At 42.4% G+C, this 17,239-nt stretch carries 14 protein-coding genes; 5 read left to right on the top strand and 9 right to left on the bottom strand.

All coding sequences use genetic code 11. The features are described 5' to 3' along the window. Positions 1-173: 173 nt before the first annotated feature. The 8 genes from ACLL8Z_RS06055 to ACLL8Z_RS06020 all read right to left on the bottom strand — a co-directional run bounded on the left by ACLL8Z_RS06055 (position 174) and on the right by ACLL8Z_RS06020 (position 9,431). On the bottom strand, positions 174-1,433 hold the full coding sequence (locus ACLL8Z_RS06055; protein WP_411273868.1) for a sulfate adenylyltransferase subunit 1: 1,260 nt from the start codon (positions 1,431-1,433) through the stop codon (positions 174-176). After that, positions 1,433-2,338: a sulfate adenylyltransferase subunit CysD gene (gene cysD / locus ACLL8Z_RS06050; protein WP_411273867.1), complete on the bottom strand. Its 906-nt coding sequence runs from the start codon at positions 2,336-2,338 to the stop codon at positions 1,433-1,435. The genes ACLL8Z_RS06055 and cysD overlap by 1 nt, the downstream gene beginning before the upstream one ends. Positions 2,339-2,496: 158 nt before the next feature. Then, entirely contained in the window at positions 2,497-3,195 is a 699-nt protein-coding gene (locus ACLL8Z_RS06045; RefSeq protein WP_411273866.1) for a phosphoadenylyl-sulfate reductase, read from the bottom strand. Positions 3,196-3,206: 11 nt separating this feature from the next. Further along, positions 3,207-4,373, bottom strand: a complete 1,167-nt coding sequence (locus ACLL8Z_RS06040; RefSeq protein WP_411273865.1) for a trans-sulfuration enzyme family protein — start codon at positions 4,371-4,373, stop codon at positions 3,207-3,209. Positions 4,374-4,402: 29 nt separating this feature from the next. Further along, entirely contained in the window at positions 4,403-5,908 is a 1,506-nt protein-coding gene (locus ACLL8Z_RS06035; protein ID WP_411273864.1) for a TSUP family transporter, read from the bottom strand. Beyond that, complete coding sequence (cobA, locus tag ACLL8Z_RS06030) at positions 5,892-6,677, bottom strand: uroporphyrinogen-III C-methyltransferase (protein WP_411273863.1); 786 nt, start codon at positions 6,675-6,677, stop codon at positions 5,892-5,894. The genes ACLL8Z_RS06035 and cobA overlap by 17 nt, the downstream gene beginning before the upstream one ends. Next, a complete protein-coding gene (locus ACLL8Z_RS06025) occupies positions 6,674-8,773 on the bottom strand; it encodes a HEPN domain-containing protein (protein WP_411273862.1) in 2,100 nt (699 codons plus the stop codon). The genes cobA and ACLL8Z_RS06025 overlap by 4 nt, the downstream gene beginning before the upstream one ends. A gap of 214 nt (positions 8,774-8,987) precedes the next feature. Continuing rightward, entirely contained in the window at positions 8,988-9,431 is a 444-nt protein-coding gene (locus tag ACLL8Z_RS06020; RefSeq protein ID WP_411273870.1) for an RrF2 family transcriptional regulator, read from the bottom strand. Between the two features lie 321 nt (positions 9,432-9,752). Between ACLL8Z_RS06020 and ACLL8Z_RS06015 the strand changes: the two genes are divergently transcribed. Next, the gene (locus ACLL8Z_RS06015) at positions 9,753-10,862 is read left to right on the top strand and encodes an SGNH/GDSL hydrolase family protein (RefSeq protein WP_411273861.1); all 1,110 of its coding nucleotides are present in this window, start codon (positions 9,753-9,755) and stop codon (positions 10,860-10,862) included. Between the two features lie 62 nt (positions 10,863-10,924). Here ACLL8Z_RS06015 and uvrA read toward each other — a convergent pair whose 3' ends face one another. After that, positions 10,925-13,741 (bottom strand): excinuclease ABC subunit UvrA, encoded by a 2,817-nt coding sequence (gene uvrA, locus ACLL8Z_RS06010; RefSeq protein WP_411273860.1) that lies wholly within the window; start codon positions 13,739-13,741, stop codon positions 10,925-10,927. 249 nt (positions 13,742-13,990) lie between these two features. Here uvrA and ACLL8Z_RS06005 point away from each other — a divergent pair, with 249 nt between their 5' ends. The 4 genes from ACLL8Z_RS06005 (at position 13,991) to recA (ending at position 16,942) form a co-directional block, all read left to right on the top strand. Next, positions 13,991-14,581, top strand: coding sequence for an RNA polymerase sigma factor (locus ACLL8Z_RS06005; protein ID WP_411273869.1), 591 nt, complete (start codon positions 13,991-13,993; stop codon positions 14,579-14,581). Between the two features lie 77 nt (positions 14,582-14,658). Continuing rightward, positions 14,659-14,856 carry a hypothetical protein gene (locus ACLL8Z_RS06000; protein WP_411273859.1) on the top strand — a complete coding sequence of 66 codons (198 nt, stop codon included), beginning with the start codon at positions 14,659-14,661 and terminating at the stop codon, positions 14,854-14,856. A 228-nt stretch (positions 14,857-15,084) separates the two neighbouring features. Continuing rightward, positions 15,085-15,867: an endonuclease III gene (gene nth / locus ACLL8Z_RS05995; RefSeq protein WP_411273858.1), complete on the top strand. Its 783-nt coding sequence runs from the start codon at positions 15,085-15,087 to the stop codon at positions 15,865-15,867. Positions 15,868-15,934: 67 nt separating this feature from the next. Next, positions 15,935-16,942, top strand: a complete 1,008-nt coding sequence (gene recA / locus ACLL8Z_RS05990) for a recombinase RecA (RefSeq protein ID WP_411273857.1) — start codon at positions 15,935-15,937, stop codon at positions 16,940-16,942. Positions 16,943-17,239: the final 297 nt, after the last annotated feature.

Genomic DNA, 17,239 nt, shown 5'->3' with positions numbered 1-17,239 from the left:
CTTTATTGTTTGATCAATAGGGGGCTTCACTTGTAAATTCAAAGAATAAAATAGGTTATTGACTACTTTTTACCGGATATTTTTAGATATTAAATTTTAACCGGACACTAGTGATGGGAAAATTAGCAAATTAGCAAATTTACCGCCGCCTAATTTGCAAATTTTCTCGTTTACTAATTTACTCCTTCCGCGGAAGCCCGAAACATCAAAGCTCCCACAGTTAAATTCGTGCGGCTATCAATTAGTATGGCTCCACCATTTTGCTTATTTTCATGATAGAGATCAAAAGCAAGCGGATCAGCGGTTTTAATTACTATACGGCCGATATCATTTAGCTGGAAGGTGTCTGCAGGAATCTTCTCAAGCGTGTTGATGTTTACCTTGTGGAGCATCTCCCGTATCTTACACTTGGTTTGTTTACTGTTATGCTGGATTAGGTACATCATGGAATCGTCTAAAGGCCTGGTGTCCATCCAGCAGAGATCAGCTTCTATTAGCTGCGATACAATTGGTTCATGCGATGAGTTCACCAGAATATCGCCACGGCTGATATCTACATTATCTTTAAGATGGAGTGTGACAGACATCCCACCGTGGATCTCTTCATGATCTTTGCCAAAGGTTTCTATCCTGCTGATCTCTGTCTTAACCCCCGAAGGCAAAACAGTAACCTTATCATTAACATGAAAACTTCCGCTGGAAACACGGCCTGCATAACCGCGATAATCGTGAAATTCGTCAGTCTGAGGTCTGATCACCCATTGAACCGGCATACGTGCCTGCGGTGATTTCTCATCCTCATTTACAGCAATAGTTTCCAGATGATCCAGAAGACTTTTACCACTGTACCATGGCATTTTTTCGGACAGGTTAACCACGTTATCACCCTTGAGGGCACTAACAGGGATATAAGTTACTTCATGCATATGAAGCTTTGCTGCAATTTCGGAATAAGCTTTTTGTATCGTATTAAAAGTGTCCTCACTGTAATCAACCATATCCATCTTATTGATACATACGACAACATGTTTAAGCTCAAGCAGCGATACAATAAAAGAATGCCTGATAGTTTGTTCGACAACTCCATTCCTCGCATCTACCAGAATGATGGCAAGGTTAGAGTTTGAAGCCCCGGTAACCATGTTCCGCGTGTACTGAATGTGGCCCGGTGTATCTGCAATAATAAATTTTCGCTTGTCGGTTTGGAAGTACTTATAGGCTACATCAATTGTTATCCCCTGCTCCCGTTCTGCTTTGAGCCCGTCGGTTAGAATGGCAAGGTCGATTGTTCCGTCGTCATTTTTCCGGTTTGATTGCTGGAGCGCTTCAAGCTGATCGGCTAGTATAGATTCACTATCATAAAGAAGCCGTCCGATAAGAGTACTCTTACCATCGTCAACACTTCCTGCTGTAAAAAACTTAAGTAAATCCATTAAAAATATCCTCCCTTTTTGCGATCTTCCATTGCAGCTTCAGAAACTTTATCATCCATACGGGCGCCTCTTTCGCTGATCTTTGATGCCCTTATTTCTTCAATTATATCATCGATTAAAAATGCATCTGATTCTACAGCTGCCGTACAAGTCATATCTCCCACGGTGCGGAACCTTACATTTTTATGCTCAATAATATCCTGCTCATCCATGTTCAGAAACTCAGCCGCCGCCATCAACTGTCCGTTCCTGGTAATCACATCACGTTCATGAGCAAAATAAATCGTTGGAAGTTCAATTTCTTCTCTGCGAATATAATTCCAGACATCGAGCTCTGTCCAGTTGCTAATCGGGAACACCCGCACGTTTTCTCCCTTATGGATTCTGCCATTATAAACGTCCCATAATTCAGGCCGCTGGCGTTTTGGGTCCCATTGTCCAAACTCATCACGAACAGAAAATATTCTTTCCTTTGCACGTGCCTTTTCTTCGTCCCGGCGGGCACCTCCGATACAAGCATCAAACTTATTGGCGGCAATGGTATCAAGGAGAGTGACGGTCTGCAATGCATTTCTGCTGGCATTTTTACCGCTTTGTTCTATCACTTTACCCTGATCTATCGAATCCTGGACATAACCCACAATGAGCTTTTCACCAAGTCTTTCGATCATCGAATCCCGATACGTAATTGTTTCGGGGAAATTATGCCCTGTGTCAATGTGTACAAGCGGAAAAGGAAATTTCCCAGGTCTGAACGCTTTTTCCGCAAGCCTCACAAGCGTTATCGAATCTTTTCCTCCTGAAAATAGCAATGCTGGTTTTTCAAACTGGCCGGCTACCTCACGCAATATATGTATCGCTTCGGCTTCAAGCTGGTCTAAATATGTCGTGTCTTGTTTAGTCATGTCTTGTTAAAAAATCGCATTTGATTGCGTTTATTATCTTTTTTTAGCGATGCTTCTCTGGCCCTCGTCCTGTCGGGGGGGTCAGTTCCGATGACCCCTCAGTCCCGCGATGCGGGACAGCTCCCATTTGCAGGGGAGCGGGATCCCGGGTAGCAAGATTACGTCGTGGTATGCAATCCACACTCCTTTTTACTCTGATCTTCCCACCACCATCTTCCTGCCCTGAAATCTTCACCTTCGTTCACAGCACGTGTACAAGGGGCACAACCAATACTTGGAAAGCCTTTGTCGTGCAGCGGATTATAGGGAATGTTATTCGCCCGGATGAATTCTTTGACCTGATCAAGCGTCCAATCGAAAATCGGATGATATTTAAGCAGTTGATTAGCTTCATCCCATTCCACGTTATCCATATGTTCGCGGTTCATCGATTGATCAGCACGGATTCCAGTTATCCAAACCGAGTTACCTGCAAGGGCACGTTTAAGTGGTTCAACTTTTCTGATACCGCAGCACTCTTTCCGGTTTTCCACAGATTCATAAAAGCTGCTCGGACCTTTCGAACTAACCATGCTCTCAACCGACAATGTGTTTGGATAATAAGCATGAATCTGCTTTCCATATATTTCAAGCGTACGGTTCCATACATAAAAAGTCTCGGGAAATAAACGGCCCGTTTCAAGTGTAAACACCTTAATAGGCAAGTCATTTTTGAAGATGATATGCGAAATTACCTGATCTTCCCATCCAAAACTGGTTGAAAACACAACCTTAGCGGGATATAGATCAGCTACATACTTCAGGGATTCTACGATTCCTAAGCCTTCAATTCCCTGAAGTAGATTCTGTGTGCTCATTACAACATCAATTATTTCGAATTATCTAAAGCTCTGGTCAGGTCCTCAATAATATCATCTGCATCTTCCAGACCTACTGAAATCCGGATACTACCCGGAAAAATTCCGATTTGCGCACGCTCTTCATCAGTTAATTTGGAATGTGTTGTGGATACCGGGTGCGTAGCAATACTTCGTGTATCGCCCAGATTGGACGATAAGCTGATCATTTCCAAAGCATCCAAAAATCTCATAGCTCTTTCGATTCCTCCTTTGATAATAAAAGTTACTACTCCACCACCCTGTTTCATCTGACGTTTTGCAAGCTCAAACTGAGGGTGCGAAGGAAGAAAAGGATATCTGACCACTTCTACTTCCGCATGCTTCTCTAATGATTCTGCAACCTTTAGTGCGTTGCTGCAATGTCTGTCCATTCGAACCGGCAATGTTTCCAGACTTTTCGAAAACACCCATGCATTGAAAGCTGACATAGCCGGACCGGTATGCCGGATGAAAAATAACATTTCTTTTATCAGATCTTTTCGACCAACAACAACACCCCCTAATACACGGCCTTGTCCGTCCATGTATTTTGTAGAAGAGTGGCTTACAAGATCCGCTCCGTATTGAATAGGCTTTTGCAGATATGGCGTAGCGAAGCAGTTATCCACATTAAGAATAAAATTATGCTTCTTTTTCAAAGCGCCAAGCCATTCAAGATCTACCAGCTCAAGGCCCGGATTTGATGGAGTTTCTAAAAAAACCATCTTAGTTTCAGGCCGCAATGCCTTTTCGAAATCCTCTGGCTTTGACGCATCAACATAAGTTGTAGTAATGCCCCATCTTGGCAGCAGCTGGGTAAAGAGCTGATGAGTTGAGCCAAATATCGATCGAAAGGCAACAATGTGATCACCGCTTTTCAGTAATCCGGCAAAGGATGCAAAAACTGCGGCCATCCCTGATGAGAATGCCAGTCCGGCTTCTGCACCCTCTGAATCGCAAACCTTTTGTATAAATTCTGAAGTGTTCGGATTTGAATAGCGGGAATAGATATTACCCTCAACCTCTTCCGTAAATAAAGCGCGTCCATGCTCCGCATCGTCAAACATAAAACTTGACGTAAGATATAAAGGCACAGAATGTTCCCTCTGATCAGATCGCGGGGACTGGTTACGGATGAGCTTGGTTGATTCCTTCATTATATTGTGATTTCCGCAAAAATACTTAATTATATAAAATTAATGAGGGTTGATACTATGGTTTTAAGGCTGACTATAATAACAATCATACCTACTGCCATCATTATGGCTTTTACTGAAATCTTATTAGATAATCTCGCTGCGATTGGAGATGCTAAAGCGCTCCCAATCACCAGTCCCATAATAGCTTCCCAGTACACGTCATTTAGCAAGGTCAGGAATGTTAGAGAGCTCATCAGCGCAATAAAAAACCTGCTGAGCTTTACTGTACCTAGCGAATAGCGTGCATTTCGTCCTCCTGCAATGAGCGATGACAGAACAATAGAACCCCAGCCGCCACCACCTACTGCATCGATAAAACCACCTCCGAAACCCAGGAACCTGATATTCTTAATTTTTGCCCCAATGTGTTTTCTCGTAACCTTGAAGGCCTTCAAAAGAATAACGACTCCCAGAATAAGTGTGTATAAAGACACTATCGGTTTTGTGACATGATTGTATTCCTCCAGATTAGTAAGCAAAAAAGCTCCAATCATAGCCCCAATCACTCCAGGTATCATCAATAGCCAGAATAAACGCATATTGACGTTCTTCATTCTGAAGTGCATCCAGCCCGCAATACCGTTGCTTAAAATTTCGGAAACATGAACAGCTGTGCTGGCCGATGCCGGCGGAATTCCCATAGACAAAGAAAAAGTGGTAGAAGTAACTCCGTATGACATACCTATTGCACCGTCAATCATCGCCAATACGAAGCCTGCGATCAGGAAATAATAAAAGGTTGGGGGCAAACCCTCCATATAATTTCTGAATTCTGGATCGTTGAACCAGAATAAGGCAACGATCAAAGCTAGTCCGGCAAAGCCTGCACTCCACAAAATCCATCTCATTTTACGGCTTGCTTCCTGCTCAGTCTCCGGTGTTACTAAAATTGCAGTTGCTTTATTCAGCGCGTTAACCTTATAGGCAAAATCACCATTGAGAGTATTTCTCAACTGATTCATTTGCCGTAAACTGATATCCAGCTCTTCAGGCAGATTTTCCTGAAAAACTTCCTTTAATCTTTTAGCGATCGTAGGCGATTTTCCATTTGTAGAAATGCCAATTTTCAAGTCGCCTTTCTTAACAATCGACCCCAAATAAAAATCACAAAGTTCAGGCTTATCGGCTACATTTATCAGAAGATGGCGCTCGCGCGCTAAAGCTCTGATCTCAGCATTGAGAGTATTGTTTCCTGTAGCAAGAACAACAATATCCTTATCTTCAAGATCAGCAGGTTCAAACTTCCGGTAACAGGTTTTTATCTGGGAATATTGGCCCGCTAGATCCACAACTTCCGGCAAAAAATTATCTGCAACAATTGTTATCTGTGTTTTAGGGCTGTTGGAAATTAGGGCGTTAAGCTTTTCCAATCCAATATTTCCGGCGCCAACAAGCAGCACCTTAAGTTCGTTGAGCTTAAGAAAGACCGGAAACAGCTGATTACCAACTATAGAATCCTCAGTTAAGTTATTGTTTTTACTCAGAACACTCATAAAATGCCCGGATAGGCTGATACAGGGAATGTAAACCGACAACTTCACCGAATATGATCAGAGCAGGAGCAGTTATTTTTTGATCAGCTGCAGCTTCTGCAATTGTTGCGGCTGTACCAACCACAACTTTTTCATTTGCCATTGAGCCGTTCTGAATGACTGCAACTGGTAATCTCCCTTTGCCTTCTGCTTCAAAAATGGCAGCGATCTCTTTTAGTTTTTTTACTCCCATTAGTACCACCACCGTTGCATCGGTTTTAGCAGCCGCATAAAGATCTTTGGAAACTTCGCCATTACTGGTAGTACCTGTAATTACCCAAAAGCTTTCACTGGTACCACGATGCGTTACCGGTATTCCCTGCAAAGCAGGAACAGAAATGCTGGATGAAATACCCGGAACTATTTCGGCCGGAATGCTGTAAGATGCAGCCATTTCAAGCTCCTCGAATCCACGGCCAAAAACAAATGGATCGCCGCCTTTCAAACGGACCACATGGCCGTAATTCAGGGCATAGTCAATCATAAGCTTGTTAACTGCCTGTTGGGAATACGAGTGATCGCCTGAACGTTTCCCTACATACACTTTCATAGCGTGTTCAGGTGCAAAATCAAGCAGTTCACTGTTAACGAGGGCATCGTATAACACGACATCTGCAGATTTCAGGATCCTGACACCTTTCAGGCTGATTAGTTCCGCATCACCAGGTCCGGCTCCAACAAGGGTTATCCTTGGCTCTTTAACTTCTTTTGTTGTTTTGGAATTAATCATAATTGCACTTCCTCCTTTGCTAACTTAATCCTTTGAATGAAATCAACAGTCGCTGCAAGATAAGTCTGTGCAAACTCTGCTGTCGGTTCGTTTTTATTTATCTGTAATGCCAGTTCTGTGAAGCTTTCAATTCCTTCAAGGATCGGGCTGTGTTTGTATTGTTCGTCGAAATCACGCATGATCCCTGTTTGCGTGCTGCTATTGATTCCTTTGTCAAGCAATAACGCTTTTGCTCCGCTTATAAAAACGCTGTAAGCGTGATAAAGGGAGTCTGAATAAGCTTTGTTTTCAAAGGATGATATTGACCATTGCAATTTCTCTTCTGCTTCGAGCACAAGAGTGGACACCAGATCGATTACCACACCAGCACATTCGCCAACACCAATAGCAGTAACAAAGGTTTCTTCGTGACCCCAATCCACAAATTCATCCGGAGTAAGCGTTGCCAGGTCAGCTATCGGTTTTAAAAGCTGATAAAAATGGTCTTTGCCAAGCCGATCATAAAAATCGTTGAAAAGCTCATCGCCGGTTTTATTTTGACTGTAATTATTTAGAACAACGCGCACCACATCCTTGGTCCTTTTAGAAGGAACTTTGATCACCTTGTCAGCGGCACGTCCAAGTCCGTCACCTATAGTACCTCCGCCCAAAAGAACCTGTGCGGCGGGTACCACTTTGCCTGCTGCCTTAAGTGAGCTGCCATGAAAACCAATATGAGCAAGGCCATGCTGCCCGCAACTGTTCATACAGCCACTTATTTTTATTTTAATATCCTGATTATCCACAAGGTCTTCATATTCATCGGCTATAAGATCCTCTAAAACCCGGGCAAGTTCAGTACTATTTGAAATTCCAAGGTTACAGGTATCTGTACCGGGACAGGTAGTAACATCCGCTACACTATCGAAACCAGGTTTGGCAAAATCAAGATCTTTTAAGCGTTCGAATAAAAGCGGAAGCGCTTCCGGCCTGACGAATTTCAGTAATAAGCCCTGATTGATTGTGATCCGGATCTCATCAGCTACAAGGCCGCGGATCGAATCTATAAACTTTCTTGCCTTTGCTGTTGGAATATCTCCCGTAGTTACTTTTATGTACACACCATAGAAGCCTTTTTGCTTCTGCTCGAATACATTGGTTTTTAACCATGATTCATAATGCAATGGATTGGAAATGATGACATCAGGATAAGAACTTACTTCCGGGATCTCAGGAAGCTGGATCGTTTCCCGGTCAACTACGAATTTCTTAGAATTATTTGCAATTTTTTCTTCGTCAATCAGTCGCAGGACTTCTTCCAGCCCCAATTTGGCTACAAGAAATTTCATTCTGGCTTTATTTCTGTTGTTACGCTCACCATGTCTGTCAAAAACCCGCAGAGTGCTTTCTATATAAGGAATCAGATCATCCTCGTGCAAAAACTCGTTGATGGGATGAGCAATTGCTGGCTGAGCACCTAAGCCACCTCCAAACAAGACTTTAAAGCCGCGTATTTCTTCGCCATCCTTTATGATCAGCTTGGGAATAAAGCCGAGATCATGAATGTATGAAAATGCAGTATCAGCTTCTGTAGCTGAAAAAGCAATTTTAAACTTTCTGCCCATCTCCTGGCAGATCGGATTTCTTAAAAAGTATTTAAAAGTGGCATGCGCATATGGGGCCACATCAAAAGGTTCGTTAGGATCAATACCTGCTGACGGTGAAGCTGTTACATTTCTTACTGTATTTCCACATGCTTCGCGAAGCGTAATATCATCCTGCTCGAGCTTTGCCCACAGCTCCGGAGTGCGGTCAAGACTGACGTAATGGATCTGGATATCCTGACGCGTAGTTAAGTGCAAATTGCTGCTTGCGTATTCATCAGAAATATCAGCGATCTTTAGTAATTGCCTAAAAGTTACTTTTCCAAAAGGCAGCTTGATACGGATCATTTGAACACCCGGTTGTCTCTGCCCGTAAATTCCGCGCGCCAGGCGAAGGCTGCGAAATTTTTCATCGTGTAATTTCCCCTCCCGAAATTCCCTGATCTTCCTTTCAAGATCGATAATGTCCTTCTGAACGATTGGATTCTCTAATTCTGTTCTGAAACTTTCCATTGCTGATTTTTGTACAAAAAAAACCTCTTCTACCGTGGTTGAAGAGGTTATGTATATTATTATATGATATATCTAATCTTCTCCAATTAACCAATTAACCCATCCATATAACAACAATTTGTTGTTATAGTATTAAACATATTTATGTTTCTGGTTTCCATCGGACAAATATAATATAAAGTATATAGAATTAGTAGTCTACTTACCAAAATTTTTACAAACCTGTCACATTAACAAGTTTTTCCTCCCGTGCTATTATGTCTGCTATACTTGTCTCACTCAAAACCTTTAAGGTTGCGTTGCGCACGTCGAGAAAAACATCGCGCACTCCGCAAGTACCTTCATTAATACACTCGTCGCACTTTTGATAAAAATTAAGACTGACACAAGGCAAGAGCGCAACTGGTCCGCCCGTAAGTCTTAATACCTGCACCAGAAATATTTCGGAGGGATCTTTTACCAGCCCATATCCTCCGCCAGAACCTTTTTTGCTAAAAAGCAAGCCGGCATTTCTAAGATCAAGAAGAATCTGTTCCAGAAATTTCTTGGGAATATTCTCCTCAGAGGCTATTCTCGAAATCTGCAAGGGTGCCTGACCAAAGTGCTTACCCAGTATTACCAGGGCCTTCATGGCATAACGTGTTTTTTTTGAAAGCATGGAATATTCGTCTTTTTTACTAATGTGCAAAATAAGGAAATTCTCCGGAATAGTGACGAGGGAGCGAGGTCTGAGGTCGGAAGTCTGAGGTCGGAGGTCGGAGGTCGGAGGTCTGAGGTCTGAGGTCTGAGGTCTGAGGTCTGAGGTCTGATGGATTTCCGACATTTGATTCCAGGTAATTATGATTATTGACCACAAGCATATGCATATGTCAACCTATTTCAGGACAAGACACCGACTTCCGACCTCCGAATTCAGACCTCCGACCTCCGACCTCAGTTCAAACAAAACCCTTATATTGCTTCTCCAAAACCCCCAATCATGAAAAAGTTGACATTCATCATATTTCTTTGCTGCGTTTATACTTCTGGCATCGCACAGCAAGGTGCTTTAAAAGAAAATAGTAAATACTATGGAAAAGAAAGTTTTGCAATTGAAGGAACGGGTGTACCGGAATCCGCAAAAGAAAGTCCATACGACAGACTGCCCCTGTCATCAAAAGGAAAAGTTAGGAAGGCAGTATGGGATCTTTCAAAGAATTCTGCAGGGCTTATGGTGCGGTTCTTAAGTAATTCCTCGTCAATTAAGGTAAAATGGGGTATTTTAAACGACACGAAGCTGAACCATATGGCTTCTACGGGCATCAAAGGCGTTGACCTCTATTGTAAGGTTAATGGAACATGGGTTTATGTAAATACCGGCAGGCCCACAGGGATGGAAAATGAAGCCAGCCTTGTAAGCACCCTTGCTCCCGGGGAAAGAGAATTCAAAATCTACCTGCCCCTTTATGATGGTACTACACATGTGGAAGTAGGCATAGACAGTACAAGTTATATTAGAAAGCCAGCTCCCAAAACGCAGCTTCCTATTGTTTTTTATGGCACAAGTATCCTTCAGGGCGGCTGCGCTTCACGCCCAGGTATGGCTTTCACTAATATTATTTCGAGAAAACTTAATGTTGATTGCTATAACTTCGGATTTAGCGGAAACGGCCGTATGGATCAGCCTGTGGTAGATGTCATTGCCGGGATCAAAGCCTCGTTCTATGTTATCGATTGCCTTCCGAACATGACTCCGAAGCAGGTCACCGACAGCGTTATGCCACTAGCGAAAGCGATCAGAGCTAAAAACCCCTCCACACCAATCGTCTTCGTGGAAAATATTGAATACGCTAGGATACCATTTGAAGCAAATCTAAAGAAGTCTTTTGAAGCAAAGAACGAAGCCTTGCAAACTGAATTCGATAAACTGGTGAAAGGAGGGATGAAAGGCCTTTACTACATTAGCTCAGCAAACGCAATTGGTACTGACAATGAAGGTACAGTTGATGGAACGCACATGACGGATCTTGGCTTTATGCGGTATGCGGATTATTTGATTGGGAAGTTTAAGGAGAATGGACTGTTGCTTCGTCGTGCCTCCTCGCAATGACACCTTCCTAAAAGCATGTTATTGGGATATTTAGAGCATGTTATTCGGATATTAAGAGCGTGTCATTGCGAGCGAAGCGAAGCAAACCTCTCCTTCAAAAAACTCCCCGTATACGAATTCTTCTCTTTTGTCAGATCTTCCGGCGTACCCTCAAACACCACACTCCCGCCTTTATCACCACCCTCCGGACCAATATCTATCACCCAGTCGGCGCACTTGATTACATCCATATTGTGTTCGATAACGATGATGCTGTTTCCCTGCCCGATAAGGGCGTCAAAAGATTTCAGCAATTTTTTGATATCATGAAAGTGAAGGCCTGTGGTTGGCTCGTCGAAAATAAAAAGTGTCTTGCTGCTATTGTTGCCTTTAACAAGAAACGAAGCTAGTTTTATCCGTTGAGCTTCACCGCCCGAAAGTGTGTTTGATGATTGTCCGAGATGCACATAACCTAGTCCTACATCCACCAGAGGTTTGATTTTAGTTATGATCTTGGGCTCGTTTTCAAAGAATTCCAGTGCCTCGTCAATGGTCATATCGAGAACCTCAAAGACATTCTTCTCTTTGTAGGTAATATCGAGCACGTGCTGTTTGAACCGCTTTCCATCACAAGCTTCGCAGGGAAGAAAAATATCAGCCATAAACTGCATTTCAATCTTCACTTCACCTTCACCCTGGCAGACATCGCAGCGACCACCTTCAACGTTGAATGAGAAAGCTGAAGGCTTTAAACCAGATGCTTTGGCTAAACCCTGAGAGGCGTACAGATTTCTGATCTCATCCCACGCTTTTACATAAGTTACCGGATTGGACCTTGATGATCTACCAATAGGGTTCTGGTCAACAATTTCCACCTGTTCAACTTTAGTATAATCGCCATCAATTGAATCATAGGATCCGGTTTGTTCGCCTGAATAATTGCCGATAGCTTTTTGCAATGCCGGCTGTAATATCCTTTTAACGAGGGATGTTTTGCCAGAACCTGAAACTCCGGAAACTACACAAAGCACATTCAATGGAAATTTGACGTCCACATGCTTTAGATTGTTTTCACGTGCGCCTTTTATCTCAATGTAATCATGCCATTTCCGCCTTTGGTTTGGAATCTCTATTGTGTTTCTGCCGCTCAGATATTTCCCGGTGAGGCTTGCATCGTCCTTTAGTATCTCTTCGAATGTCCCTGTAAAAACAAGGTTTCCTCCGTGGGTACCCGCTTCAGGTCCGATATCAATTATATGATCGGCAGCCTGCATAATCTCTTCTTCGTGCTCCACCACCAGCACCGTGTTACCAACATCCCGCAAAGATCTTAAAACACTGATCAGGCGATGGGTATCGCGTGGGTGAAGCCCGATACTGGGTTCATCAAGAACATAAACAGATCCAACCAGCGAGCTTCCTAATGAAGTTGCCAGATTAATCCGCTGCGATTCCCCTCCGGAAAGCGTATTCGAAAGGCGGTTAAGTGTAAGATAACCCAGGCCAACATCATTAAGAAATTTAACCCTGTTGCCAATTTCCATTAAAAGTCGTTTGGCGATCTTCTGCCTCGCCGGATCAACTTCCAGGGTGTCAAAAAACCCGGAAGCCTTATTCAATGGCATCAGCACAATATCAGTTATAGACCGATCGTCGATCTTAACGTAAGAAGCATCCTCCCGTAAACGACTCCCTTTACATTCGGGGCAGGTGGTTTTGCCGCGATATCTGGATAACATAACACGGTATTGTATTTTGTATGTCTGAGTTTCAATCTCCTTAAAAAAATCATCTAAGCCTACAAAGAACTTATTTCCCGTCCACAGCAAATTACGTTGTTGATCCGTCAACTGATTGTAGGCCCGATGAATAGGGAAGTCGAACTTCAAAGCGCTTTTGACCAGCTTATTGAGCCATTCACCCATTTTCTCACCCCTCCATGGAGCTATTGCGCCGTCATATACGGATTTGCTTTTATCAGGGATGACCAGATCTTCGTCAATACCCAGTACCTTACCATAGCCTTCGCAGCGCTTGCAGGCACCATATGGGTTATTAAAGCTGAAAAAATTAGGTGAAGGTTCCTCGAAACGAAGTCCGTCAAGTTCGAAACGGTCGCAGAAAATATGAACCTTTCCGTTTTCTTCAACCAGGCAATCACCTCTGCCTTCAAAAAATGCTGTCTGAGCTGAGTCAGCAATCCTGCTTAGAGTCTCATCGTCAGAAGCGACCGAAATTCGATCTATGACAATTTTCACATCCACATCATCGCCTGATTTTATATTGCCGGTAGATTTATCCTCCAGAAGATCTTCTATTTTCGAAATTTGATCATCGATTACCACACGAGTAAATCCTTTCTGAAGGAGTACCGCTAACTCTTCCTTAAGTGACCGATGGTTATGTGCGTGAAGCGGGCACGAAATTGTTACAGATGTATCAATTGTTAAATTGGAGATAAAATTGACTACATCAGTTACCGTATCTTTCTTAACTTCTTTTCCCGAAACGGGAGATATTGTTCTCCCTATCCTGGAAAATAAAAGTTTGAGGTAATCATATATTTCAGTCGAAGTCCCAACTGTTGACCTGGGATTACTTGTAATAACCTTTTGCTCAATAGCAATTGCAGGGGCAATTCCTTTAATAAAATCCACGTCAGGCTTATTCATACGGCCCATAAACTGTCGGGCGTATGACGAAAGACTTTCAACATATCTACGCTGACCCTCGGCATAGAGAGTATCAAAAGCCAATGAGGACTTCCCCGATCCGGACATTCCGGTTATTACAACCAGCTTATTTTTAGGAATCGCAACATCAATGTTCTTTAAATTGTGGACCCTCGCCCCCTTTATTATGATATATTTTTTTGGATCCTTTTCCGCTTCTTTGCTCATTCAGTAAACCTATGATCTTTCCTTTTACGTATATGTAAATGTAACCCCGTTTGGGTGTTCAAAAATACAGGTATATGACCTTAATACAGAAGAATGATTAATTATTCTTTGAATTTGGCAAAATAATTGTTTCATTTGGCAAAGGAAACGGATCAATTAAAATCAAAAAAGGAGAACGCTATCGGAAAAACTCTACTTCATTAACTTTTGGGAATTTTTATAAAAAGGGGAATTTAGAGTATGAGTGCTATAAAACTTCAATCGAAGAGCGATCAGGATCTGGTGCATCAGTATATACAAGGTCATGAATCCAGTCTGGAGGAATTAATCCGCCGGCATAAAACCAAGATTTACACTTCCATTTATTTATTAGTAAAAGATTCTTATCTGGCAGAAGATATTTTCCAGGACACTTTTATTAAAGTAATTAATACTTTGAAGGCAGGAAAGTATAACGAAGAAGGTAAATTTCTTCCATGGGTAATTAGAATTGCCCATAACCTTGTCATCGATCATTTCCGGAAAGAGAAAAGAACTCCTGTGGTTACTACTGTAGAAGGCTTTGATATATTTGAAGTATTAAAGTTTTATGACGAAAGTACAGAGGATAAGATCATCCGCGAACAAACACATCGTGATCTTCGTGAGCTTATTCACCTCTTGCCGTCAGAACAAAAGGAAGTCTTAATTATGCGCCACTACGGCGAACTTAGTTTTAAAGAAATTTCCGAGATCACTGAGGTAAGTATTAATACTGCGCTTGGACGTATGCGTTATGCACTAAACAACTTGCGCAAAATGATGCTTTCTAAGGAGATGAGTTTAGGGGGAATGAAGTAGGAGATAAAAAACTGAAAATTATTTTTGTTTCGAAGTAACATTTGTAAATTGAGTACGTTTTACATTAAAACGTAAACATGCTTATGATAAAAACTTCTACCTCCACAACAAATTCTTTACAAAACGAAATGATGCAAAACGCTGGTGTTACCGAAGAACTCGGTGAAGAGGATCAACTTTTTTACGATTCAATTCAGCAAAATCTGAATAGCTTAGTCAGAACGCCCGGCAAAGATGTCATTGCCCGAATTTTGAAGTATTCAAAATCGGTGTAAGAATCCTCAAAAAAGCTGTCTCATGAGACAGCTTTTTTGATTTAAGACCTGGAGAGATTTAAACCCTGAGGACGCAGAGTACAACGCAGAGAGTGCTGAGTTTTTGTTCCACATACTTGTTTAACATCGACTGATTAGTATTTCTTTGCGCACTCTGCGAGAAACTCCCCGTACTCTGCGTTAAAAAATAGGCGCCTTGCAATTCAACAAATTATCTAAGTTTGTTTCGTGCTAAGAAAAGACCGTTACAAAGCATTTGTCGACTATTTCTCTTCCCATCAGCCGGATGCGGAAACCGAATTAAACTATACCAATCCATTTGAATTACTGGTTGCGGTCATACTCTCTGCACAGTGTACAGATAAACGAATCAACCAGATAACGCCTGCTCTTTTCGAACGATTCCCTGATGCTTTAAGCCTTTCGGATTCCACCCCCGAAGAGGTATTCCAGTATATCCGCAGCGTAAGTTATCCTAACAATAAATCGAAACACCTTGTCGGGATGGCCATAAAACTAATGACGAAGTTCAATGGAACTGTTCCTTCAGACATCAATGACCTGCAGACCATGCCCGGCGTAGGCAGGAAAACCGCCAATGTTATAGCTTCTGTTATTTACAATGCGCCGGCAATGGCAGTAGATACCCACGTGTTCAGGGTTTCAAACCGAATTGGTCTCACACGGAATGCCACTACCCCCCTGGCAGTTGAAAAACAACTGGTCCAGTACTTACCGCAGGATAGAATTTATGTAGCACACCATTGGCTGATCCTGCATGGAAGGTATATTTGTGTCGCCCGAAACCCGAAGTGCCATTTATGTCCGCTTACCTGGTTTTGTAAGTATTATGAACAAACACAAACTGTAAAGGCCTTACTTAAAGCTGAGGCTGATGCCAAACGTAAAAAGGCGGACTTAAAAAAGAAAAATAGCATTAAAAAGATTGCCAGCAAACTAAAAGCACTGGAAATCGAAGCCGACAAAGAAACTAATAATATTAGTATTTAAATTTCTTTGTTAATATTATTAGTATTTAATTATTTATTTCTACTTTTGAAAATATCAAACGAAAACAATGAGCAACGCAGATAAACTAAAGGCTTTACAGCTTACGCTGGATAAACTTGAAAAATCATACGGAAAAGGTACTGTTATGAAACTTGGCGATAATGCGGTGGAACCTATAGAGTCAATTTCGACTGGCTCGATCAGCCTTGACATTGCTTTAGGCATTGGCGGCTTACCCAAAGGAAGGGTTATTGAAATATATGGACCAGAGTCGTCCGGTAAAACTACACTTGCCATACATGCTATAGCAGAGGCCCAGAAAAAAGGCGGTATTGCCGCATTTATTGATGCCGAGCATGCTTTTGATAAATTTTACGCTGGCAAACTTGGTGTAGATATAGAAAATCTACTGATATCCCAGCCTGACAATGGTGAGCAGGCGCTTGAGATTGCAGACAATCTTATCCGTTCAGGAGCAATTGATATAATTGTCATAGATTCGGTAGCAGCCCTTGTTCCAAAGGCTGAGATCGAAGGTGAAATGGGCGATTCTAAAATGGGCTTACATGCGCGTTTGATGTCACAGGCTTTGCGTAAATTAACAGGAACCATATCAAAAACCGGCTGCTGCTGTATTTTCATCAACCAGCTGCGCGATAAGATCGGAGTTATGTTCGGAAGCCCCGAAACTACCACGGGTGGTAACGCATTAAAATTTTATGCTTCAGTACGTTTAGATATCCGCCGCATCTCACAAATTAAAGACACGGATGAGGTTACCGGAAACCGCGTGAAAGTAAAGGTGGTGAAAAACAAGCTTGCCCCTCCTTTCCGTATCGCTGAATTTGATGTAATGTTTGGAGAAGGTATATCAAAAGCTGGTGAGATCATCGATTTGGGAGTTGACTTCGATATCATCAAAAAAGCCGGGTCATGGTTTAGCTACGGCGATACAAAGCTAGGTCAGGGACGCGATGCTGTTAAAGCCCTGCTACTTGATAATCCGGATTTGATGGATGAATTGGAAGGGAAGATAAAGGCAACGGTAACCGCTGGTCATTTGGAGGAGAAGTAGGTCGGAGGTCGGAATTCTGAGGTCGGAGGTCGGAGGTCGGATGGATTTCCGACAATTGGAGTCTGAAGCCTATTATTCAGACGGGTCTGTAAAATAAACTGTGTCATTGGCTTCAAGCCCCCGGCCCTCAAAGGCTAAGGGGGCGGTGCAAATTAATTCAAATCTAGTTTCATTCTTCCGGGAAACCAAATGGCTAATTTCTGAGCGGTCTGTCCCCAGTTTAACAAAGGCATGGTCCATTTTTGCTTAATGTTATTATGAGCCAGGTACATGAGTTTTAATAAGGCCATATCAGAG

The sequence above is a fragment of the Daejeonella sp. genome (assembly GCF_046590655.1).
Classification (GTDB): Bacteria; Bacteroidota; Bacteroidia; order Sphingobacteriales; family Sphingobacteriaceae; genus Daejeonella.
This window is presented reverse-complemented; position numbering and strand designations above follow the sequence as displayed.